16 protein-coding genes are annotated in these 22,964 nt (G+C 35.6%); 14 read left to right on the forward strand and 2 right to left on the reverse strand.

Annotated elements, in window-relative coordinates; all coding sequences use genetic code 11:
* Positions 1-22: 22 nt before the first annotated feature.
* Positions 23-961: a helix-turn-helix transcriptional regulator gene (locus tag BN1360_RS07565; RefSeq protein ID WP_068779275.1), complete on the reverse strand. Its 939-nt coding sequence runs from the start codon at positions 959-961 to the stop codon at positions 23-25.
* Positions 962-1,056: 95 nt separating this feature from the next.
* Here BN1360_RS07565 and BN1360_RS07570 point away from each other — a divergent pair, with 95 nt between their 5' ends.
* From BN1360_RS07570 to BN1360_RS07610, 10 genes are all read left to right on the forward strand, one after another.
* Positions 1,057-1,506, forward strand: a complete 450-nt coding sequence (locus BN1360_RS07570) for a VOC family protein (RefSeq protein WP_068779276.1) — start codon at positions 1,057-1,059, stop codon at positions 1,504-1,506.
* Positions 1,507-1,808: 302 nt separating this feature from the next.
* Positions 1,809-2,741 carry an ATP-dependent nuclease gene (locus BN1360_RS25890; protein ID WP_229520889.1) on the forward strand — a complete coding sequence of 311 codons (933 nt, stop codon included), beginning with the start codon at positions 1,809-1,811 and terminating at the stop codon, positions 2,739-2,741.
* A gap of 8 nt (positions 2,742-2,749) precedes the next feature.
* On the forward strand, positions 2,750-3,532 hold the full coding sequence (locus BN1360_RS25895; protein WP_229520891.1) for an ATP-dependent nuclease: 783 nt from the start codon (positions 2,750-2,752) through the stop codon (positions 3,530-3,532).
* 869 nt (positions 3,533-4,401) lie between these two features.
* Positions 4,402-5,040, forward strand: a complete 639-nt coding sequence (locus BN1360_RS07580; RefSeq protein WP_068779277.1) for a hypothetical protein — start codon at positions 4,402-4,404, stop codon at positions 5,038-5,040.
* 312 nt (positions 5,041-5,352) lie between these two features.
* Positions 5,353-8,148 carry an AAA domain-containing protein gene (locus tag BN1360_RS07585; protein ID WP_068779278.1) on the forward strand — a complete coding sequence of 932 codons (2,796 nt, stop codon included), beginning with the start codon at positions 5,353-5,355 and terminating at the stop codon, positions 8,146-8,148.
* 311 nt (positions 8,149-8,459) lie between these two features.
* Positions 8,460-10,013: a hypothetical protein gene (locus BN1360_RS07590; RefSeq protein ID WP_229520893.1), complete on the forward strand. Its 1,554-nt coding sequence runs from the start codon at positions 8,460-8,462 to the stop codon at positions 10,011-10,013.
* Between the two features lie 678 nt (positions 10,014-10,691).
* Entirely contained in the window at positions 10,692-11,948 is a 1,257-nt protein-coding gene (locus tag BN1360_RS07595) for a DNA cytosine methyltransferase (protein WP_068779280.1), read from the forward strand.
* 40 nt (positions 11,949-11,988) lie between these two features.
* Entirely contained in the window at positions 11,989-13,965 is a 1,977-nt protein-coding gene (locus BN1360_RS07600) for a sensor histidine kinase (RefSeq protein WP_195714241.1), read from the forward strand.
* Positions 13,966-13,969: 4 nt separating this feature from the next.
* Entirely contained in the window at positions 13,970-14,644 is a 675-nt protein-coding gene (locus BN1360_RS07605; RefSeq protein ID WP_068779282.1) for a DNA-binding transcriptional response regulator, read from the forward strand.
* A gap of 2 nt (positions 14,645-14,646) precedes the next feature.
* Complete coding sequence (locus BN1360_RS07610; protein ID WP_068779283.1) at positions 14,647-15,588, forward strand: hypothetical protein; 942 nt, start codon at positions 14,647-14,649, stop codon at positions 15,586-15,588.
* Between the two features lie 231 nt (positions 15,589-15,819).
* Here the strand turns inward: BN1360_RS07610 and BN1360_RS07615 are convergent, their stop codons facing one another.
* Complete coding sequence (locus BN1360_RS07615) at positions 15,820-16,053, reverse strand: helix-turn-helix domain-containing protein (protein ID WP_068779284.1); 234 nt, start codon at positions 16,051-16,053, stop codon at positions 15,820-15,822.
* A gap of 167 nt (positions 16,054-16,220) precedes the next feature.
* On the opposite strand from BN1360_RS07615, the gene BN1360_RS07620 reads away from it, so the two are divergent.
* From BN1360_RS07620 to BN1360_RS07635, 4 genes are all read left to right on the forward strand, one after another.
* Complete coding sequence (locus BN1360_RS07620; RefSeq protein WP_068779285.1) at positions 16,221-16,514, forward strand: DUF6809 family protein; 294 nt, start codon at positions 16,221-16,223, stop codon at positions 16,512-16,514.
* Positions 16,515-17,109: 595 nt separating this feature from the next.
* Entirely contained in the window at positions 17,110-21,192 is a 4,083-nt protein-coding gene (locus BN1360_RS07625) for an NACHT domain-containing protein (protein WP_068779286.1), read from the forward strand.
* A 150-nt stretch (positions 21,193-21,342) separates the two neighbouring features.
* Positions 21,343-22,062, forward strand: a complete 720-nt coding sequence (locus BN1360_RS07630) for a 3-ketoacyl-ACP reductase (protein WP_068779287.1) — start codon at positions 21,343-21,345, stop codon at positions 22,060-22,062.
* Between the two features lie 249 nt (positions 22,063-22,311).
* Positions 22,312-22,950, forward strand: a complete 639-nt coding sequence (locus BN1360_RS07635; protein WP_068779288.1) for a YIP1 family protein — start codon at positions 22,312-22,314, stop codon at positions 22,948-22,950.
* Positions 22,951-22,964: the final 14 nt, after the last annotated feature.

Below are 22,964 nucleotides of genomic sequence, written 5' to 3' on the forward strand. Positions count from 1 at the left end.
TACTTAATAATACGAGGTTGATTTATAACTCTTGATAATGTCTTAGCAGCTTCTCCACTCGACCCCGGATCAGTTGCCGCAGGGATGCTGGTTCCACGGATACGACATCCTCGCCATACCTTATGAAATAATCCGCTATAAATTCCTCTTCTTCCGGATTGTAGAACCCTTTAATGACGGTCTTATCACCCGTTTCTAGCTGCATGGATGGATAATGCTCCTTATAGAACAGATCCTCGGCTTGCTCGGAGATCTCCACCTCGAAGTGAATACTATTCATAGATTGATACATCTCCATGGAACGACTCACAAGCTCATCTATAGAAAAGCGGGATTGCGTGTCCGCTTCCTCAATTGAAGTGATTCGGTCACATCTAAATACCCGGTACTTATTCGTGCTTAGCTCGATTCCAGTGGCATACCATTGACCGAACCTGGCCGAGATTTTGAAGAATTGCACCTCGTAGCTTGTTTCCTGACTATTTTTCAAATAGTGAATCCTGCAGGAGCTCTCATTAAGAATGCTCATTAGAATCTGATCCAAATAACGACTCTCATGATGATGCTGATACATCTCAAATTGCAGCACCTGCTTCATCTTGCGAATCTGCTCGATCTGCCCATCAGATAGACAGTGCTCAAACTTCTCATTTAGTTGATTCACACTGAGATGGAAGGGCGTTGATTGATAAGCCTCCAGCGTAAGCATGGCAAAATACAGAGCATACACTTCATCCATTGTGAAAATAATAGGGGACAGCAACCGATTCTGCAGAATCCCATACCGCCCATGTCTTCCATACTCCGAATAAATCGGCATGCCCAATTGCTCTAATGAGCTGATATCCCGCAGCGCTGTGCTTTTGGAGATATGATATTTATCCATCAGATCATGTAAATTAAAGAACTCCCGCCCGTTTAAATACCGGATCATGTCGTTCAATCTTTCCGATTTCTTCATCCATAATCTCCTTGCTTAAAGGTGTCATGTTTTGCTACCTATATGTATTATTATGAATTCAAGATCAAAAATCAAACTTAAAGGAGATCGATCCCATGAGCGCAACACTAGAAGTAGCGATATTCTTATCCATGAATGGCAGAGCCCAAGAGGCAATCGACTTTTACAAAAAACACCTCAACGCCGAGCAACTACTGTTCGTCACCTACGAGGACATGGTTCAACGAGACCCTTCGTTCCCGCTTACGGAGGAGAATAAGCATCACATTACCCACTCCGTCTTAAGAATCGGAAAAACCAAAATCATGATCGCCGAAGATACCATGGACCCCCGTGCAAAATACACCGTCGGCAACAACACCTCCCTGTGCATTCAAAGCGCGGATTTGGAGGAGATCACGAACTTTTATGAAAGCTTAACATCGGATGATCGGGTGAGGGTCATTGTTCCATTAGCTAGCAATGTGTTTAGCAAGGCGTACGGGATTATCGAGGATCCGTTTGGGGTGCAATTGCAGTTGATGGTGGATGAGAGGTTGGGGTGAGGATTTAAGTATAAATATTAAAAGGGAAATTAGAATAAGAATACTGGTAATTTAAGGGCTTAGGGTAACCAAGCCCTATTTGTCTTTGATGAAGTGACAAGAAACTGGTTTTCTAAAGGAATATGTCGGATGGTGTGGAAGTAAATAGGATAGGGGGCTTTTTTTAAATTAGTATAGAGGATTGAGACTCAACTTTCTAAGTCAGGGGTTGGTGCATCTGTAGGGAGAAAAGGGTTTTATTATAAAATTTAGTATCACATAAAAAACAATGCTAATTTCATAGATATGAAGGAGAAAAACTTATGAGATTAATTAAATTTAGTGTGACAAATTATAAGGTTTTTAAAGAGAAGTTTACGATTGATTTTTCAAAAGATTCTATCGTTATTCTAACCGGAAGAAATAACACAGGCAAATCAACTATATTAGAAGCTATTAATTGTTTTTTTCAAAAGGAAACTAAAGCCAAAACTATACCAAATGACTGCTTTTCCCAGCGTAGAACAGAAATATTATTCGAGGCAGTATTTGAATCTGATGATGAAGATAAAATAACTATTAAAAAGAAGTACAAGGAAGAAAGTGCCCCGATTTTTTGTGATGAGCAAGGGAAAGATATCAAAAAAACACACGAATTATATGATAAGTTGGAGGAAATCTTAAACAATAAGCCTTTTTACATAACTCCCTCCATGTTACCTGATGACATAAACGATTTAATTCAAGATATATACTCTGAAATAATAAAAAATGATCTGCTAAAACTTGAGGGCTTCGATGGGGATTCAGAAGAAGATAAAGATACCTTTGAACTGGCTAAAGAATATTCTAGATTAAAAGAGGCGTATCCCGCATTTTTAAGAAAAGTCAAACAAAGTACAGACAGCATACTATCACAGGTAAGTAAGGATGTTTCTGATAATTTAAGAATACTGTTTTCTAATAATCACCTATCACTAAATGTAATAGGTGGTGAAAGTGAGGGATTTTCATCAGCAGACTTATTAAAGTCCACAAATTCAAGTGTACATATTGATAGTAACAAACAAGAAAAAATGCCTTTAGCTAACCAAGGTACTGGTCTCCAAAGAATGAGTCTTATATATCTCATTCAGAATATGATAGAGAAGAGACTTTTGGGTGAAAATGACAATAAATTACTACTAATAGATGAGCCAGAAGCATTTTTACATCCCGAGGCAGTTCGAGCATTAAGTCGTCCCTTTATCAGATAGGCGAAAAAATGCCATTAATGATATCAACTCATTCACCAATACTTATAGATTTATCTGAAAGACACACCTCCATTCAGGTTTTCAGAGTAGGCGAAAAAGAGGCTATTCAGTTGTACAAGTCTGTAAGTGAGCAATTCGATGATGATGACATAGCAAATATGAAAATTTTAAATTACGTGGACTCCTATGTAAATGAATTCTTCTTTGCTGATAAAGTGGTAATTGTGGAGGGGGATACTGAGTATATCGCCTTTAAGCATCTTGCTAAAGAGAAGGGCCTTAACATTCATATAATTCGTGCCAGAGGTAAGGCCACCATTGTAACTTTAATGAAGGTTCTCAATCAATTCAATTCTTCTTATGATGTACTGCATGATGTAGATAATCATGATAAACATTCTTCCTCTACTCTTAAAGCTCAGTTGACAAATTGCAAAAAAATATATAGTTCTAAACAGAGCAATAACATTAGAGTATTCTGTTCAATAACTCACTTTGAAAATGCTATCGGCATCGGAGATGTCTCAAATGATCAAAAAACAAAAGTAATCTATCAAATTTTACGTGGACAAGAACAAGACGATTCTAAAACGTTCAAATATAGTGAAGCTAGAGCTTTGATTGAAAATATATTTGAACAGATAATAGATCGTAATAAGGAGGTGACTTTAACTGAAGGGTTCAAAAAAGTCACAACTTCTGAAGATTACGATAAATTATTTATTGGCTTGATCGATCAGAAAATGCGTGAAGAAGCAGAAAAAGAGAAGAAAGATGCATTAAAGGTTTGAGCTTGGCAGATAAAAACTTACTTTAACTTAATCATCTAGAAAGTTAACTTGATGAAATCTAGCCGTAATCAATCATTGCTATTGGATAATATTCTTGCCGATCAAGGTGGGGATGTAAGCAATATACTTTTCTAAACAAGGAGAATTATTCTGCTATTCTGGTATATATAGCAGGGACAGAGATCAAGTTTTTTTAAAAATGATGGCCATATTATTTACAAGGCAAACATACAACAAATAATAGTCAATTTTCATTAGGTTTTCGCATAAAGAATGGTTGCATTTTATTAACTAGATTTGTCGAACATAAATTTTACAGTGAAGAAAGTTTTTAAACAGCTTAATGATTACATAATGACACTACCGACAGTCAATAGTTCTTATTTTGGTATTGAAAATGGAATCGAAACGGAGCATTCGCATCATTTTGAGGAAAATATAGAATTGTCTCGAAAGTGTTTTGGTCTAAATTATTCAGAGCTCGAATTATGATTAAATGGTATGCCGAAACATTAGGTACGTATAACTTAAACCCCTGGTTAACGCGATCAATAAAAAAATATAATTTTTCTAATACACAGGATTATGGATTCTTAGGGGTTTCCGTATATTACTTTCAATGAAAATGGTCATGACTTTCATATATTTCGTTATATAAATTCTATCGAAATATCAGTGTTTTTTCTCAATGGAACAAGGACGCTTGCTTTAGAAATCATCGATGGTGAAACATCCCGTTGAGGGATAAAAATATATAACCGTTTCCCATTGAAGTAAAAGTTATACGTGAGTATTTTTTCCTGATAGGTATGTGAAATAGAGTTTATTAAAAAGCTTAAGAAGTAATAATTTTACTATTGGAGGACCGCATGAAGGAAGATTTAATAGAAAACAAATTTAAGCACGAATCAGCTAGTAGAGTCTTGTACTCACACTATCATGCAACAGGACTTTTATGGATATTCGGTAGCATTTCACTTAATAACGCAATCCGGGTTAGAAAAGCACTCGTTCAGGAAAATAGTTTATCAGAACTTATAGCATTAAAATCTGGAATTGAAACGCAAGTCGAGTTTGGAAAGCAAATAAACTTAATGATAGCAATTTGTACTTTTGTATTGTCTACTATACTTGCACCATTAACATTTTATTTGCAACAATCAGTAAAACCAATAGATTGGCAACACGAACTAAGGATAATGATTGCAAAGGAAGAACTTGCTATTACTCAAAATAGTACAGAGAAAGAAAATGTACTGATTCGTTTAAAAGAAACAATAGATAAAGATATTAAGGAGTATCAAAGTGGATTGTTAAGATTACAGAAACATCAAGGAAATATGTTAGTTACTATAATAGTTCCATTCATATTAATCTTTATGTTTGTTTTTTTGAGATACAAATGGCTTTTTAGTTTAAATGCTTGTGTTGGAGATGCGTATAATGTGAAGAAAGAGTATGTCACTGAAATAAAAAAACAAAGGGAAAACAATCTAAAAAAACGGTGATGCTTTCTATATAATATGCGGTATCAATGTAGAGGTCTTATAAGGAATTTTTTATACAAAAATGCACCTTTCGGTGCTTTTTGTATTTAAGGAAAAAACATCAATTGGCAACACCTACAATAGCAATGGTTACCATTTCATTGTTATGTATGTGTAGGGAATAACTCTGTAATTTAGTTTTTTATATTTATCTTAAACTCCTGGTTGTAGAATATATTCAATAAATATTACCGATTATCAAGGAAATACCCTCCCTAATATCAAATCTTCTACATTATGGATATTTTCAAATAATATACAGCGAGGTTTACCATGGATGAAGAAAAATATCTCATCATCTTGAAGGGTGATGACAGGACAAGTGAAATTTCCTCATATGATAAAACTGATTCAAGGGTGCAAATTCAATTCAAAAGTTCAACGCAGGTTTACTTTTACAATTTATCGGATGTGTTGATCCTAAAAGAGCCTAGAGTGTTAGAAATAACTGAAGACATAGTTATTTTCAAGGATGGCTTTCCTTTCAATAATGTGCAGCGAGTATTGGACTTTGGACCAAAGATTAAGGTTTATTTCAAAAATGGTAGTAATAGATTATATGATCGAGAGAATATTCAGATAAAAAGGAACGGCATTCAAGGCTCTAATGCAGAAAAGATTTTAAATTATTGGAAGGCCATTTCTAAGCATGTGAAAAGTGGAGAAGAAACTGAGGATCAAGAAGGATTTATTACAAAAGAATTTGCTAAGTTAAATTATGTCCACCCAGACAGTGTCTTGAACCATTACATAAATGCAAAATCGATAAAAGACGACGAGGATCGATTTTCATCCGAACCTATCTTTCCCTTTAGCTATAACTTAAGTCAGAAGAAGGCTCTTGAACAAGCGTTACGGAGTAAAATTAGTATAATTCAAGGACCACCTGGGACTGGTAAAACCCAAACGATTTTAAATATTTTGGCTAATCTGATGCTTCAGCAAAAGAAGGTAGCTGTTGTATCTGGGAACAACTCCGCTGTACAAAATGTAGGGGAGAAGTTAGAACGTGAAGGATACCACTTTTTTGTTGCTGGTTTAGGAAGACGAGAAAATAAAGAGCGCTTCTTCTCTAAATTACCAAACCGGAATGTTGTGGGTTGGAAAAGTGACGAAACTGAAAGCGAGTTGCAAATTAAAGTAAGAGATCTAGACAGTCAAATTACACAGTTGATGGAAATTCACAGAGAAACAGCACAACTAAAACAAGAGCTCTCGGCCTATCTTTTAGAACAAGAGCACTTTGAACATTTCTTTAATAAGCAAGGAACACAACATTTTGAGAAGCTCTCACTTTATCGGCAGACACCTGACAAAGTTCTGGAGTTTATGAAAGACAGTTTTCTATCTGTAGAAATGAAAAAAGGAAACAAACTTTTGTTTATGTTCAAGCTTTTTTTCAAACATGGATTTATCAATCTGAAGGCAATAAGGGATCAAGAACTTGATGTGATTTTAAATTTTCAACGAAAGTTTTATGAATTGAAAATCGAAGAACTATCTGAGAAAATTACAGTCCTTGAAGAGGAATTAAGCTCACAGTCCTACCAAGAATTAATAGAACAACATCAAAAATACTCTGAGAAGTTATTTCGTAACAAGTTATACGATATGTATCAAAATCGTACTTTTGTTGAATACAGAGCTAATACATACAGAAGAAATAATAATTTTAAATCGTTTATTGAGGATTACCCTTTCATACTTAGCACTACTCATTCTTTGAGAAATTGCGCACCAACAAACTTCCTGTTTGATTACTGTATTATTGATGAGTCTTCTCAAGTTGATTTATTATCTGGGGTTTTGGCTTTATCTTGTTGTAAGCAAGCTATAGTCGTAGGTGATACTAAACAACTGCCGCAGATTGTAGATCAAGACATTAAGAAGATCATAAAGGACGATTTATCTGTGAATTCAGACAGTCCTTATAATTACTTTAACCATAATTTGCTGTCCTCCATGATGTCTTTGTATGGAGATTCTATACCGCAAGTGATGTTAAGAGAGCATTACCGTTGCCATCCCAAAATTATCGAGTTTTGTAATAGAAAGTACTATGATGGAGAATTGATTACATTTACAACTGAGTCCGACTCAGATTTCCCTTTAGCAATTTACAGAACAGCTCCAGGCAACCATATGCGGGAATTAACTCATTATCAGAAGGGAAAGTTCAACCAGAGAGAACTAGAAGTCATTGAAAGAGAGGTCCTTCTAGGTCTTGCTGAAGTGTCGGCGAGCCATGAAGATGTAGGTATTGTAACCCCTTATCGAAAGCAAGTGGAAAAAGCATCTAAACAGTTCAGTTCAGAAATCGAGAGTGATACCATCCACAAGTATCAAGGGCGTGAGAAGCCTATTATGATTATGACTTCGGTTCTGGACAAGACAAAGTCAGGAAAAAAGGGAATGAAGTTTGTTAACGATCCTTGCAAGATTAACGTTGCTGTCTCAAGGGCTCAAAATAAATTTATTCTAGTTACCGATCAGTCTGCGTTTCGTAAATATGGTAACGAAGTCGGGGACCTTATGCGATACATGGAATACAGCACCTTGGATGATAATGTGGTGGAAAGTGAGGTTATCTCAGTCTTTGACTTGTTATACAAAGAATACTCGGATAAACTCAGATCATTTAGAGACAAGGTGAAGCTTTTTAATAGGGAAAGACATAGAAGTGAGAACATTATGCATGCTTTGCTGGATGGGATTTTACAGGACCCTAAATTCAGAAACTTTGAATTAAGCAACCAGGTATTTCTGATGAACTTATTTCCCAATCTGGATAGATTAGAAGAAGATGAGCGTAAGTTTATTAGGCATAGATCTTCAGTTGACTTTGTAATTTACTACAAATTAGATAGATCGCCTGTCTTTGCAATTGAGGTAGACGGCTTTGCCTTTCATGAGAACAAACCGGAACAACTAGAGCGTGATAAAAGGAAAGAAAGAATCTTCAAGAAGTTTGGGCTAGATTTGCACCGATTTCGAACCAATGAAAGTGATGAGGAGAGAAGGCTCAGGGAACTGTTAGATTCTGAAATTTCAAAGAGAGTAGATAAATGAAAAATTGTAAAGGTGGAGGGTTATACGATCTTCTATCATATAAAACATTCATAACAATACATTACTTACAAAGACATGGCTAAAGGCGACTACTCGTTCCAGCTTACGGGGGAAAACAAGAATTATATTTCCCACTCCGTCTTAACCATCGGAAAGACAAGAATCATAATCGCCGAAGACACCATGGAGAAAAGTACACAGTCGGCAAAAACACCTCCTTGGGGGGATCATCCGGGTTTTTGTTCTTCATTTATTATTTTTGATAAGATAAAACTTTAAAACATAGTGGAGAAATAGAGGGGGACAAAATGTTGTCGTTTATTAAATGGTGGGAAACAACACAAGAAAATCACTATGATGACGTATTAAATAACATTAAAGACTTGAAAGATTATAATGGTCACGATAATCATGAATTTTCTATACAAATATTTGAAGAATATTATTTTCGGAACTTCAAAAAATATTTTAACAGAAACGTCGAAAATTTTTCTTATAACAAACTTTGTTCAGTTGATTTAATAGCTGATACTACCAAAATGCATTTATTTCTAGAGAATCTAGTAATATCAGAAAGGAATTTTAATCATATCTTGTTAAGTTTGGAACTAATGGAGGCATTTAATGGGGATTCACAACTAAAAACAAAAATATTTATCCTACCATTGTATAATCAGTTGTTAAATGATGTTTATACACACTTGTTAAAAAATTATTTAATCATAGAGGGAATCAAAGAAAATAAAAATTTAATGCAAAAGACACTCACTCCAATCGTAGAATGTCTTTCCAAAAGAGAATATGATTTAATTTTGAGTCATACTGACAATAATATAAGGAACTCATTATCTCATGGGAACTATATAATTGATAACAATGGAATAACCTTCAAATACAGAAAAGGCCAAGAGGTTCATCAATTGGAAATTGAAATCTATACTATGGAAGATTCTCTCTATAGTTTATTGGATTGTATTTCAGGAGTTTTCTTTTCAATATATCATTTTTTATTGGTTAATCGTAAAAACTTGAACATTGATTCATTACCTGAAGAAATTCAACTTCATTTTAAAAAACACATACTTTCAACTTTTAATAATAAATGTATTGATTATTTTACTATTAGTATAGGAAATGAAAGCAAACAATTAAATGTGGGTTGTAATAGTAGTATTGATTTAGATGAAAGTAGCCGAATTTTCTTTTCACAAGAAATAGCAAAAATGATAGTTGATTTTGAACAATTAAATTCTAAAGATAACATAAACATTTCATTTACTTCCCCGAAAACAATTAAATCTTTTATTCGGTATAGAGTAGAAGATATAGTCAAATTAAGTTTGGGGGAAATTTCAAATGAAGAGTTGATCCAAATAACCACAAAAGAACAAAATTTGATGTTATGGCCAGTTAATGATGAGAATAGAAATCTAATTGAAGATACATTTAGAGTATACCCCCCTATCATTAAAGAAGAATATACTATTTCTGATATTAAGGATATTAGCATAGAAGATGCTAAAAGGTTAAAAGGTCAAGTTTTTTTATCTAGAGTCAATAGAAGAAGTCATGTAAAAAGGATCATAAATTCAATCATTCAAGATTTACTCAAAATCAAAAATTATGGTTTTTCAAATAATAAAGTAAAACATGGTTCAATGCCTGCGGATATAATTTATCTACAACTATATCGCAACGAAGTTAGGCATGGTAAGGAAAGAGCCTTATACCCTAGTAATAGAAACTTTATTGCAGTAATACAATATGATCTATCTAAACAATTCCCCATAAAAAACCAATTCTTTCGCCATTTATCCCATTCAAAAGAGGGTAATATTGAGTATTTTTGGAACCCTAATTTTTAATTATTTATAATAAGAACATTCATGTCATGTAGAAACGAATAAATAGTTATAGTCTTTTCTAGCGTCATTTAAACGGTATTTTACTGACGGATGGCGTTAAAAACTCTGGAGTGATAGAAAATGAAATACAACGTTATCTATGCTGATCCACCATAGCGATATCAACAATGCAAAAGATAAGTTTGTAGAAAATCATTATCGAACGATGAACTTGAATGTTATCTTAACTTACCAATTAACATCTCTAACAAAAGTAATGGTTGCTTCCTAGCATGTCGCAAATCAGCAATAATGTTATACCGAGTTTTGAAGTTTTATGGAAGGACGAATAAAGTGGAATAAAGTATGAAAAGGTTGCCACGAATAGAGAAAACAAATTCATCTTAAGCACAGTCTTGAAGTATTTTGTAAAGGCTATTTAATTCTAGCGCCAATATAAGTTAAAGAATAATTATGAAAAAATAATCTGAGGAGAATTGATTTTTCTTAAGTCATTTGAAATTGAATTTTGTATTTAAGGAATAATTAGGCTTAGTATCATAGGTAACTAAATCAAGAGTTTAATTTATTCCACATATTTGTATATAGATGTTGTACAATAATTAGAATAACGAACACCTCTAGAATGAAATCTATATATATGGTATCCTGGAACAAAAAGAGCTAGGTGATCTATTTATGGCTAATCATAATATACTTGATTTATTCTCTGGTGCTGGGGGAATGGCAGAAGGATTTTTGCAAGCAGGGTTTAAGGTTCCCAATGCCTGCGATTATAGTAAAGAGGCATCTGAAACATATCAATTTCGACATAAACAACTTGGATATACTAATTCGATATTTCATCAAGGGGATATAAAAGAATTAACTAAATCTGATTTCCTTCGAGACTTTTTAAATGGTAACCCTATATCAGTTGTCGTTGGTGGTCCACCTTGTCAAGGATTTAGTTTGACAGGGAAGAGGGATAAAAAAGATCCTCGTAATTACTTATTCTTAGATTATCTGAAAATAGTGAAAATGGTAAAGCCTAAATATTTTGTAATGGAGAATGTAGAAGGGATACTATCTTTTACAGTTGATAGGGTAAAAGCAGTTAGTGGGACAGTTTATGAAAATATTACAGTACCAGAAATAATAGTTCGCGAAGCAGAGAAATTTGGATATTGTGTTAGATATAAATTATTGAATGCAAAAAATTATGGAGTGCCTCAAAATCGACCGCGAGTTATATTCTTAGGGCATCAGGTAACGAAGATTAATCAAAAGGTTATCGACCTTGTACCACCACCTAATTTTCCTCAGGAGCATAATTATATTATTACGGTAGAAGAAGCTATTTCTGATTTGAGGTTTTTAAAGAATGGTCAGTCTTCAACACAGTATAACAAAAGATATAAACTATCTGAATATCAAAGTAATCTCAGGGGAGGCCTCACTCCAAATATAAATGGGTTTCCAATAGAATCGCTTCGTTTATCTAACCATGATGCCTCGAAGCATGGAGAGAATGTGGTGGAACGCTTTAAGATGTTGCGACAGAGCGAAAGCATTGCTCAACTATTGTCACGTTTAGATGAAGATGAAAAAGAAAAATATTACACGAGAAAATATAGATGTGCAAAATTACATAAATCTAAAGTAGCTCCAACTATCCTTACTTTACCGGATGACATTGTTCACTATGACCCAAATAACCCCAGAATTCTTACTGTAAGGGAACTTGCACGACTTCAATCATTCGATGATTCATTTCAGTTTTTGGGAAATAGAACTACTGGTGGTTATAGGCGAAAATTTGAGACACCTCAATATACTCAAGTAGGAAATGCTGTTCCACCTTTATTCGCAAAAGCTATTGCATTAGAGATAATGAATGCTTTAACTAAAAAAGAAAATGAGAAGGGTGAGACATATGCCAGTCTTGCACTTTAGTTCATCAACCAATCTTAAGGACTTGGTAGGAAGAAGATTAGTGACTAATAAAATCTCTGCCATATTCGAATTGGTAAAAAACTCCTTTGATGCAGATGCAGATGAAGTAAAGGTAATAATTGATCCTGATGCTGATTTGTTAATAATTAGTGATGATGGAACAGGCATGGATCTAAATGACATAAAAGAAAAATGGATGGTAATAGGGACTGATAATAAAAAAGGGGAAAATTTAACACCAAAAGGTAGACCTATAAATGGTGAAAAAGGTATAGGAAGGTTTTCGGTTGACAGATTGGGTAAAAAATTGAATTTGTTGACGTTAAAGGAGAAATCTAATAAGAGCGTATCCTTGGATTTTGATTGGGAGATATTTGAGGAGCAAGAGAATACGCTCATCGACGAGATTGAAATTGATTACTCCATTAATAAAGTTCTACGTAAGAAGAAGGGTGTTACATTAAACATTTCGGGGTTAAGAGATGTATGGACTGACAAAGAGGTAATAACATTAGAAAAGCGGCTTAAGGGAATGCTTTCTCCATTCTCTGATTTAGAAAATCATCCGTTTAAAATTATTCTCGATTGTAAAAAGTTTGGTTACAACAATAAAGTTCTAGAACCTTATAAACTTAATGAAATTAGCTCATTATGGGTCGAAATGAATATAAATAGAGAAAAAGAAAATGAAATCATTTCTGAAGTTTATAGAAATGGAGCGCTTATTGAAGAAAATATATATCCCAATAAGTATAATTTTGGACCTGTCAAAGTGATAATTTACTCTTTTGATAAGGGTGATAAGCAGTCCTTCTATCATAGATTTAAGGAAAATGTAAAAGATTATGGTAATGTAAGAATATATAGGGATTTTTTTCAAATATATCCTTATGGTGAAGCCCAAAATGATTGGCTTGATCTAGAAGTAAGAAAGTCTCAGGGACATTTTCGTTTTTTGGGGGTTAGAGATATTATTGGATATATTCAAATATATCGTGAGTATAATCCCTTATTTATCGATGCAACTAATAGACAAGGACTTGAAGAAAATCAGTCATTAGACGATTTGAGGAATTTTGTTAAAGACGAAGTTATGGCTAAACTCGAAGAGTACTTTTTTTTGAAAAAGCACAAATTGGACGATGGCCAACATATAGAACATAGAGTTAAAATCACAGAAGCAACTAAACAATTGACTACTGTAGCAAGAGACATACATAAGTTTTCACCGGAAATAGCTCGTCAAGTAGTAGATCTGTCAAAAATAATTCGCAGTAATAATCAAGAACAAGACAAGATAATTAGGAGTCAGAAACAACTTGTTGAGGTATATAAAAGACTTTCAAGCAAGGAGACATTGCTACAAGGTATTATCCATCAAGTGTTGATAAGGTTACAAAACATTGAAACCGCAGTCTGGAATCAAAAAATTGATTTAGAGGATTTAGAGGGAATTGATGAAATATTAAAAGTTATTGAAGATAATGAAAAATTCATACTCGGAACAGCAGAAGAAATCAAAGCGTATCTACTAGATGCGAGAAATTATTTATTGAAGAAAAAGGAGAAAATTAACATAAACTTATATGAACAGATGAACAGGATAATGGGGGGATTCGAAACAACTTTAATAAACGAAAAAATTAAATTTATAATAGATGGTTCAAAACAGGTTATGTTCAAAATTGATCTGAATGATTTAAAAGTCATTATCGAAAACATGGTATCAAATTCAATAAAATCACTTAGAAAAGTTGATGAAAGGGAAAGAGAAATTAAGATAAGTTATGAAGTGTCAGTTACTAAATTAAACATTTTCTTTAAAGATAATGGAGTTGGAATTGATGAAGAGGTAATTCCTCACATCTTTAATCCCTTTTATACAACAACAGAAAGTGGCTTTGGAATGGGTTTACCTATTGTTGATGAATTAGTAAAAGGGAATAATGGAGAAATAAATTTGATGAAAACTGATATAGGTGCTGCTTTTCAACTTAGTTTTAATCTGGGGGACTAGTAAAATGGACTTAACAAGACATATTCTAATTGTAGATGACTCAAAGAATTTAGATTCAGAGATAAAACAATACAAACATATTTTTGGGAAAATTAAAGAAGAACAGCAGTTAGATTACAATATAGTTTTTCACTCGGTAAAAAAATATGAACAGGCTATTAAAGTGTTAGAGGGTGAAGAATGTACATTTGATGTGTTGATTATTGATTATGATCTAAGACAAGCGGGAAATGAAAAATATGGGAGTGATCTAGTTAAAGAGATACGTGAAAGAATCAATAAACATTGCAAAATCATATTTTATTCCATGGGTGATTTAGTTGAAGTTTTTCCAGATAGAAATGACTTGATAAACCTTTTTAATGAAGGGATTTACCGCTTTTTGTCGAAAGATACTAGATCTAATGCTGCACAATCATATGGACAAAGTGAATTACAAGTTAGAGTGGAAACGATAATTGATGCTATTAAAAATATTGATTTTGTTCAAGTCAGTTTAGAAAGGTATTTTGCGGAATACAGTGATATTATCGTTGATGAGCGAATAAGGGTTAAGGGCAAAAAATATACAATTGAGGAAATAATAACTTTAATTAAAAGGGATGAAGAAACGGGGAGAATATATAAGAGTAATTTGGCAGAATCTATGATTATACATAATATACTTTCAGGTGAATGAAAATGAAAATAATACACTTCTATCCGAATTCTAATGGAATTAGTTTTTTAAGGGGATTTAGAAAGCACTTAACTGAAACTTACGACAGTAATTATAAATATATAAATAAGTCTGAAGATTTATATAAAGAGTTGAATATAAGAGAAAATCATACTGATATAGTGGTGTTTACGGCTCATGGGGATCGTAATTATATTATTGGTGATAAAATAAAAGGGCAAGAAACTCGACTAACAATTGATTCTTTGGAATTTTTAAGAAATTCTTTTGTATTTGCGTTTTCATGTTCTACAGGAGATTTAGGTAAAGAATTGTGCAGGAAACATAATACAATATCATATCTTGGATTCAACGATATTATTGATTTAGTAGTAGATACACGAGAGAAATCCTTCAATGAAGAGTTTTCCAAAATATTAAAACAAATTTATAATGAGGCTTTAAAAAAATCATTTGATGAATTTCTTCAAAATAATTATTCCGTCGATCAATTTGCAAAATTGATATCACTAAACCTAAAGAGAGCTTATGTTACAATTTTATCTATGAACTGTGAGGAATTATGTAAAAGATATAATGTTAATCTTGGGAGAGCGTCTAACTTCAAGTTTATAAAAAAGCTGCATAGCGATTTATTAACAACAATAGATTCGGTAAGATCAAGGATAATTGTTCATGGTGAAGGGAAATTCATTCCTTGGTCATTCATTGGTGATGATGTGATTAAACTGAGATTAATAGAAAAAAAACTAGAAAATACCGAGTATGCTCCTGAGAATGAATATTACAGATTCTTTCTCCTCACTTTAATAAATTATAAACTTGGAAATCAAAGTAAAGCAGTAAAGTATTTTCAAGAAGCTTCAAGGCTTTTTCCAGAATATGAGCCTTTGCGTAACTTCTCTTTTAGTCATGAAGAGATAGAACGAGATAATGTGTCTTAGTAAACCTAAGCAATTAACTTGTTGAATTGATATGACTTTGACTATCATAATTTGAGATTAAGTGGTTTCCTACTTTAGTAGCGAGGCCACTTTTTTCGTTTAATATACTTACTACTCACCGTGAATATCCTGTTTAAAGTTACCGCTTCTTTTGATGTAAGATGAATAGAAAGTGGTATCATTTTGGAAACTTTTTTGAATAAATAGTATTAATAAAAGGTGTAAGATTACCTAGTTGTTTACCTTCCCGTTCTCCTCCCTCAACTCAATAATCTCCCGAATATCACTAATCTCTAGCGCCTCCGCTATTCTTTCAATATGACTGAAGCTGATGCTCTCGCGTTTGCCGTTAGCGAGCTCACTTAGTGCTGCATGTCGAACATCGGAAAGCCTGGATAATTCCCTCAAGGATATTTTATGTTTTTTGGTTAGTTCCCCGATTTTAACGACAACTTTCTTCCCCATTTTAATCACCTCCAATTCAAATCATTCCCAGCTTGACTATACGCATAAGCGTAACGTATAATAATTTTATAAGTGGTACGTAAATGCGTAACATATACATGTTTATTGAAGCGATAACTACATAATATTTGTCCAACGAATCTGCATTAAAAAGGAGGCCCACCCCCATGCCATCCCTACTAGAATCCCTATACTATGGCCATCTGAATCCGGAGGAGCAGGTGGTCCCTAAAGATCCGGAATATCGTCAGAACAGGAGAGAACTGTCTGAGGCCATGGAAGCATTGAAGAAGAAGTTATCCGCTGAGGATTTTACCGAATTGGAGGCCCTTATGAATTTGCAGTATAAAATTCAGGGGATGGAGATGACGGCGGCTTTTAGATACGGCTTTAGGCTAGGAGCGGCCATGCTGATTGAGGTACACTTCGGGGACGGGGTGGAGCAGGGGGACAAATCGTAGAATAGATTGATTTAATTATCAAAATGCCCGGGTGCTTTGACACCTTTCGGGCATTTTTTTGTTTTTATCACAAAATAATCTCGATCCTTTACATATCAGCTGCTATGAAATCTGCATGATAAATCCAGAAACAGAGGTAGGAAGGATTTCCCTAATTATTTGTCGAAAATTGCCCTCAAAGACTAGAGCTTCGGATACATAAGTAAGTTAGGCATTGATGAATTACACTTCGCTAAAAGTGAGTGTTCAAAAAGTCTGGTTTTCAGCACCGAGAAGGTTGGATGAAGCTAGGGACTGAGGAGCGGAGCGTACGTAGTTTGTACGTGAGCACCTGAAATGTTTCCGGAGGAAACATACTTCGTAAGCATACGCTTGGCCCGGCTGAATTCAAGATTCGATGCCGAATAGCTTCCTGATCTACTTCGTGTTAGATATAGAATTTATAAGTTATCAGCGTAGCTGATGCAATTCTATATCGCAAGAAAACCTACATCTGGATCGCGGTCGCTCATCCTTGAATGACTTCGATCAGTTTTCTTATCAAAAGCGGACTTTTTGAACAACCTCTAAAAGTAAACGGGGGAAGCCATAGATTATGAAGGATATCATTATTGAGGGAATCGTTAACGGTCTGGGCAAGTCGCTTGCAGACCTTGTAAAAGATAAAATAATGCAATCAAAGGTTGTTCGTGATCTGAAGGAAAAGTGGGTCACAGATAACTACCACGACGAAACAGTAAAAATATTTAAGGCAGCGGTTATCGATGCGAAAGATGATGTGAAGCTGCCCGATGAGTTGTTTTGCGATTTGCTTGAGGATTCTGTCAATCGCGATGAAGTTTTCCGTTGGATTCTTGAAGGCGTAAGGCCTGGGCAGATGGATAAGAGCAGGCTTAATACGACAGCGTATATGGAGTCCTTTCCAAGGTATCAGGACCATATCTACCCTTTCTTCGAATTAATACTTGACCGTTTAGAACACTATAAAAAAACGCATTGGAGCCCGGAGTTTCTGGAGATACTGCATCAAATAGAAGAGATGAAGACGGCAAATCATGAGGGAATCAAGTCGTTATCCGATAAGCAGGATAGGATGGAGTCCAAACAAGATAAGATAGCAGCTAGACAGAATCAAATGTATGAACTGCTTCATGACAAATTGGAAGACCGAAAAAAGCGGTATACTCCGAGATGGTTTGAAGGCAAAGCTAGAGAAAACATAAAGAATATGGGCGAGCGTTACTCTGAGGATTTAAATGTGGAAGTACAGGCATCGTTAATGATCGATGCGATCGAACTGAATGATAAATTCAGGGGCCATATTATAGAGAAGTGTGACAGCATATTAGCAGGCAACTCTTCCCGGAATATAGACCAGGTAGACCAAGTGATCATTACAAGTCTGGAGAAAATAAAAGAAATAAAGCGGGACATTGAATCGCTTAAAGATCTGAAAGTATGCCTGCCGCAATTGGAACAATGCGTTAAGGACTTGAAAAGTTATCTTGATGATAATCCGTATAGTATCGGCGGCGGGCCCTTAAGATACGAGGTCAACGACTTCTACTCCGAGTACGTGGACAGTGACAGCAGCCTTCTTCGAATCGCGTTGAATCCTTTCGTAGTAGTATCTGGAGAGGCAGGCATAGGTAAATCTCACTACATGGCGGATGAGGTACTGAAGAGAATAAACGCTAATAAGATGAGCATTTTTCTGTTAGGTCAGTTATTTCATTCAGAGGATACCATTCTGTCACAAATCAGAAAGCAATTAGTCATTGCAAGTGATGAAGAGATGGAAGCTGTATTTGAAGTTTTTAATGATTACGGGGTGGCTAAGGGGGAGCGCGTCGTTATTTTCATCGATGCTCTTAACGAGGGGAAAGGCAAACATTATTGGCTGAATTCGCTTGGCGGCTTCGTCGAGAGGCTAAGAAAACTTAACAACATGGCCTTAGTTATGAGTGTGCGAGATACCTATGAGAATGACATCATACCTGAGGGATTCTATAAAAGAAATAACGTGAACAAATATATATTTGAAGGGTTCGATGATCTAGATCAAGCCATTCAGGAGTTCTTTAATTACTATCAAGTGCCGCTAAATTTAAATGACTATCTGAAATATGAATTCAAGAATCCTCTATTCTTGAAAATGTACTGCAGGGCATTCGACAAGGTTAGTATATCTGGCACGGAGAGCATTGAAGGTATTTTTAATAACTATTTCAAGAAGATCAATCAAGACTTAAAATTAAGGATCGAGAACTACCCGAAGTACGAGAATTTGGTCGTTGAAGCTTTGTACTATTTTATCGATTCCAAGCTTAAGCATAAGGGGAGCGAATCCTACCTTTTATACGGAGTGGCTTCCAGGGAAGTAAATCAGGCTATGATGCACCATGGACTAGGTATCCATTTCTTTGACGAGTTAATTAATGAGAAGATCATTACAGTGAACACCATAACCCCAAACGGGGAAGAAAAAAATATCGTCTATATCGCTTTTGAATTATTTGAAGAGTACATCACCGCCAAGAAGATTATTGAAGCGAATGAGGTTCATACCTATACTAAAGCAAGGGATCTAGAAGATTTCTTCTCGGATCAAAACCGCTATTTTCATTTGCTTTCCGATCGGCGCTCGAATCAAGGAATATTTGAAGCACTAGCCGTGCAGATACCAGATACGTTGTCCACTGAGTATACAGAGGAGTTCGAAATGTTTAATTGGCCGAAACGCATACTGAAGTACAAGGAGATTGACTTTAAAGCGGCCTACTATAATAGTCTTACTTGGAGAAGACCGGGAGGAATCAATGGAATATCGCATTCGTATATATTAAATGAATCTCTATATAGGAGCTATATTGATCCATATCATATGTATGAATTCTGGGATGAAGTACTAAAATATACGATTGTAAAAGATCATTACTATAATGCGAATTTTCTGTACAGACAATTAATTGAACTTAAGCTTGATGAATTTAACGCTTTCTGGACGGTTTATGTCAGTAAACGCTTTGCTCAGAATGACAGCTTCAAGACGATCATGAAGTGGGCATGGAAAGAGCATACGGACCAGTCTCAGCTGGATGATGAATCCGTACAGTTATTAGGGATGAATATTACCTGGTTTATGGCAAGCACATATGATCGCGTAAGAGATGTTTCTATTAAAGCCATGGTGAGGCTCTTTACGAACCGGATCGATATTTTGACAGATATTATCAAGAAGTTTGAAAGGGTTAATGATGCCTATATATTAGAAGCGCTATTTTGTGCTGCCTATGGATGTGTGATGAATACGCGAGACATGGATCAAGCAGAAGGCTTGGCCTTATATCTCTATGAGGAGTTTTTTGACGGGAAAGAAGTTATTCCTCATGCCATGATTCGCAACTATTTGACGGGGATCCTGGAGTTTGCTTCGTCTAAGGGGCTTTGCGGAGATATTCAAGCCGAGGACATCAAACCGCCGTTTAAGAACCGGTATGAATTCAATGAAGTCAAGCAGGATGTAGTTGACGATCTTAGAATAGAGCCTTCTGATGCAGAAATTAGCAGGCTGGATCCGTATGATTCCTACAGTGGCCGTGTGCTAGATTTAAATATGTATTTTACATATCAAACCAGCATTATTGATGATCTTCAAGCCTGTTATACTAACGTTCCTATTCAATACGGGGATAGAATCCATTTTCAATCAGTAGAAATCATCGATCAGATCTTGCCAGAATGCAGGGAAAATTTCGTTCGAATGGTGATCAAGGAAATTTTTCAGATGGGCTACAATTTTATTAAATTCGGACAATTTGACTTAAGTGCTGATAATAACCAGATGGACAGCTTAGGACAGAAATATGAATGGATAGCCCTAAATAAAGTTCTCACTATTTATTTGGACAGCAAGCAATATATATGCCAGAGATTTTCCGATGACTGTCCGGTGAAGTTCGAGGGGGTCTGGCAGTTTACATTTTTCAGGAAAATGGATCCAAGTATCGACTATTATAGCCCTTTTGACACACGGGATTATCAGTATAAAAGGACAACAATGACAAGTGAGGATTTATTGAGTCATTTTCGTTCGTATGCGGAGAAATCATTAAATCAGATCGATTGGATATCCGTGAATCGGATTAGGTATAAGGTGAATAATGAACTTCACAGTACAAAACCTTTTCTGATCAATAATAGCGATATAGAATCATTTAAGCGTTATATACAAAATCCTGATAATCTGCAGCAGAAACCGTTTGAGGATCTATATGTAGGAGAAATTTATTGGTCAGAGGCTTATAAGAGCCTGTTAAATGAAATGAATCCAAGAAACTGCGGTAAATGGTATGATATGAGGATCATTGATACTTATTTATGGGATATCAGCGATGGTGCCATGAACAACTATTTTGAATTCAGTATTTTATCCCCGTTGATGCTTGCGGAATTAAAGCTTTCGATAGGCAGCCATGTCTTTGAATTGGTCGATGAGGATGGAGAACTAGCAAGCCTACAGTTATATGAACGCAATTACAACGACATCCTTCTATTGAGGAAGGATAAAGTAACCAGATACCTAATACGTTCAGACAAGGTGATAGGTTGGCCTGTTATAAATGGCGGGGTAACTAGAATGATCATTTTTGATGGGCTACAGTACCGAATCGATTAAGGATTTTGTAAAAATGAGATTCGGGATAACCTAAACAGGACAATAAATTGCTAATTGCATACTACCTCTGCCCTTACAATCTACCCCAAATATAATATAGAATAAATAGGTAAACTTAATGATTAGAAGCAGATATGGAGGGAATTAGAGATGCAGCTTACCAATAAAACGGCCATTATTACTGGAGCAGGAAAAGGGATCGGGAGGTCAATCGCAATCGCTTTGGCGAAGGAAGGCGTAAACCTTGGCCTCATTGCGCGCACAGCCACTGATCTCGAATCATTGCAAAATTCTTTGCAGACGGAGTATTCCGTAAAAGTATTTATGGCAACAGCGGATATTTCCATTCAGCAAGAAGCTGAAGCTGCCGTGCTGAAACTCCAGGAGCAGCTTGGTTCGGTAGATATTCTAATCAACAATGCGGGAATCGCGCAGTTTGGCACATTGATGGATATGGAACCAAGTACATGGGAACGAATTATTCAAGTGAACCTGATGGGAACTTACTATGTAACTCGTGCTGCACTTCCGTTCATGCTGGAGCAAAATAGGGGAGATATCATCAACGTAGCTTCCACTGCGGGTGAGCGTGGTTTTGCCACGGGTTCCGCTTATTGTGCGTCTAAGTTCGGCCTTCTCGGCTTAACGGAGTCTCTATTACAGGAAGTTCGCAAATCGAACATCCGGGTGGTAGCACTAACACCTAGTACAGTTGCTACGGATTTAGCAGTTAATGCTGGATTAAAAATTGGGGACGAAGATCGGATGATGCAACCAGAGGATGTTGCAGAGCTGGCACTGGCTACCTTGAAATTGCCTCCCCGTGTGTTTATCAAAACTGCAGGCATTTGGACGACTAACCCGCAGTAAGAAGCATGGATAACTAAATATCAAAATCCCACTTCTATTGGTTAGGTCAGGCTGTCGGCATTCAACAATGTCGACAGCTTTTATTATCAGCAGGATAATAGCGTCATGTTCTCCAGCTCCGAAGGCTTCTCTATGAGAAAAATATCCAATACATGAATCCCTGGGGATGGTATCATCGTACATATAGTAAGAATGTAACAAATACATACATAGAGAGACCGGCAACCTTAAATTTGAGGAGGGTTCTATTTGGGAAATTTTTTTACGATTTTTTCTTCTCCGGAAATGACTTTTGAGAGACTCAAAAGCAGCAAGCTGGCTTGGCTCATTTGCCTGATTGTCCTGTTGGTCATTTCATTTGCCGTGATTTACGTGGAAATGCCGATGATTGAACAAACGGTGCTGGATAGTCTGAAGAGTAATCCGCAGATTTCACCGGAGAGTTATGATACCGTGATGGACGGAAACAGGACTATTTCTTATGTCGTTGTTGTTATTACTTCCGTAGCTACGTTATTTATTAGTGGTCTTCTGTTTTTGCTGCTGAATTTAGTGGTTCGCGGTGAAGCGAAGTATATGCAATTGGTTACGGTTGCCGCGTTTGCTTCCCTGCCTGGAATGATTGACGGGGTCTTAACCGCAATCTTGCTAAAGGTAACGAATGCCCAGGCCATAAGTGATATATCGATCAGCTTGGGAGCGTTCGTTCAGGATAAAGGCAGCGACTTATTCAGAGTTCTGTCGGTCATTAACCCGTTCAGTATCTGGACCTTGGTCCTGTACATTATCGGTGCGGCTGTCATGATGAACCGCCCTAAAAAGCAAGTGGCAATATGGATTGTCCTTGCCTGGTTAGTTCTTTCTTTCGGTTCATTGCTATTGGCCTAATGACAGATAGAGGA

Source organism: Paenibacillus sp. GM2, from assembly GCF_900069005.2.
In the GTDB taxonomy this organism is placed as follows: Bacteria; Bacillota; Bacilli; order Paenibacillales; family Paenibacillaceae; genus Fontibacillus.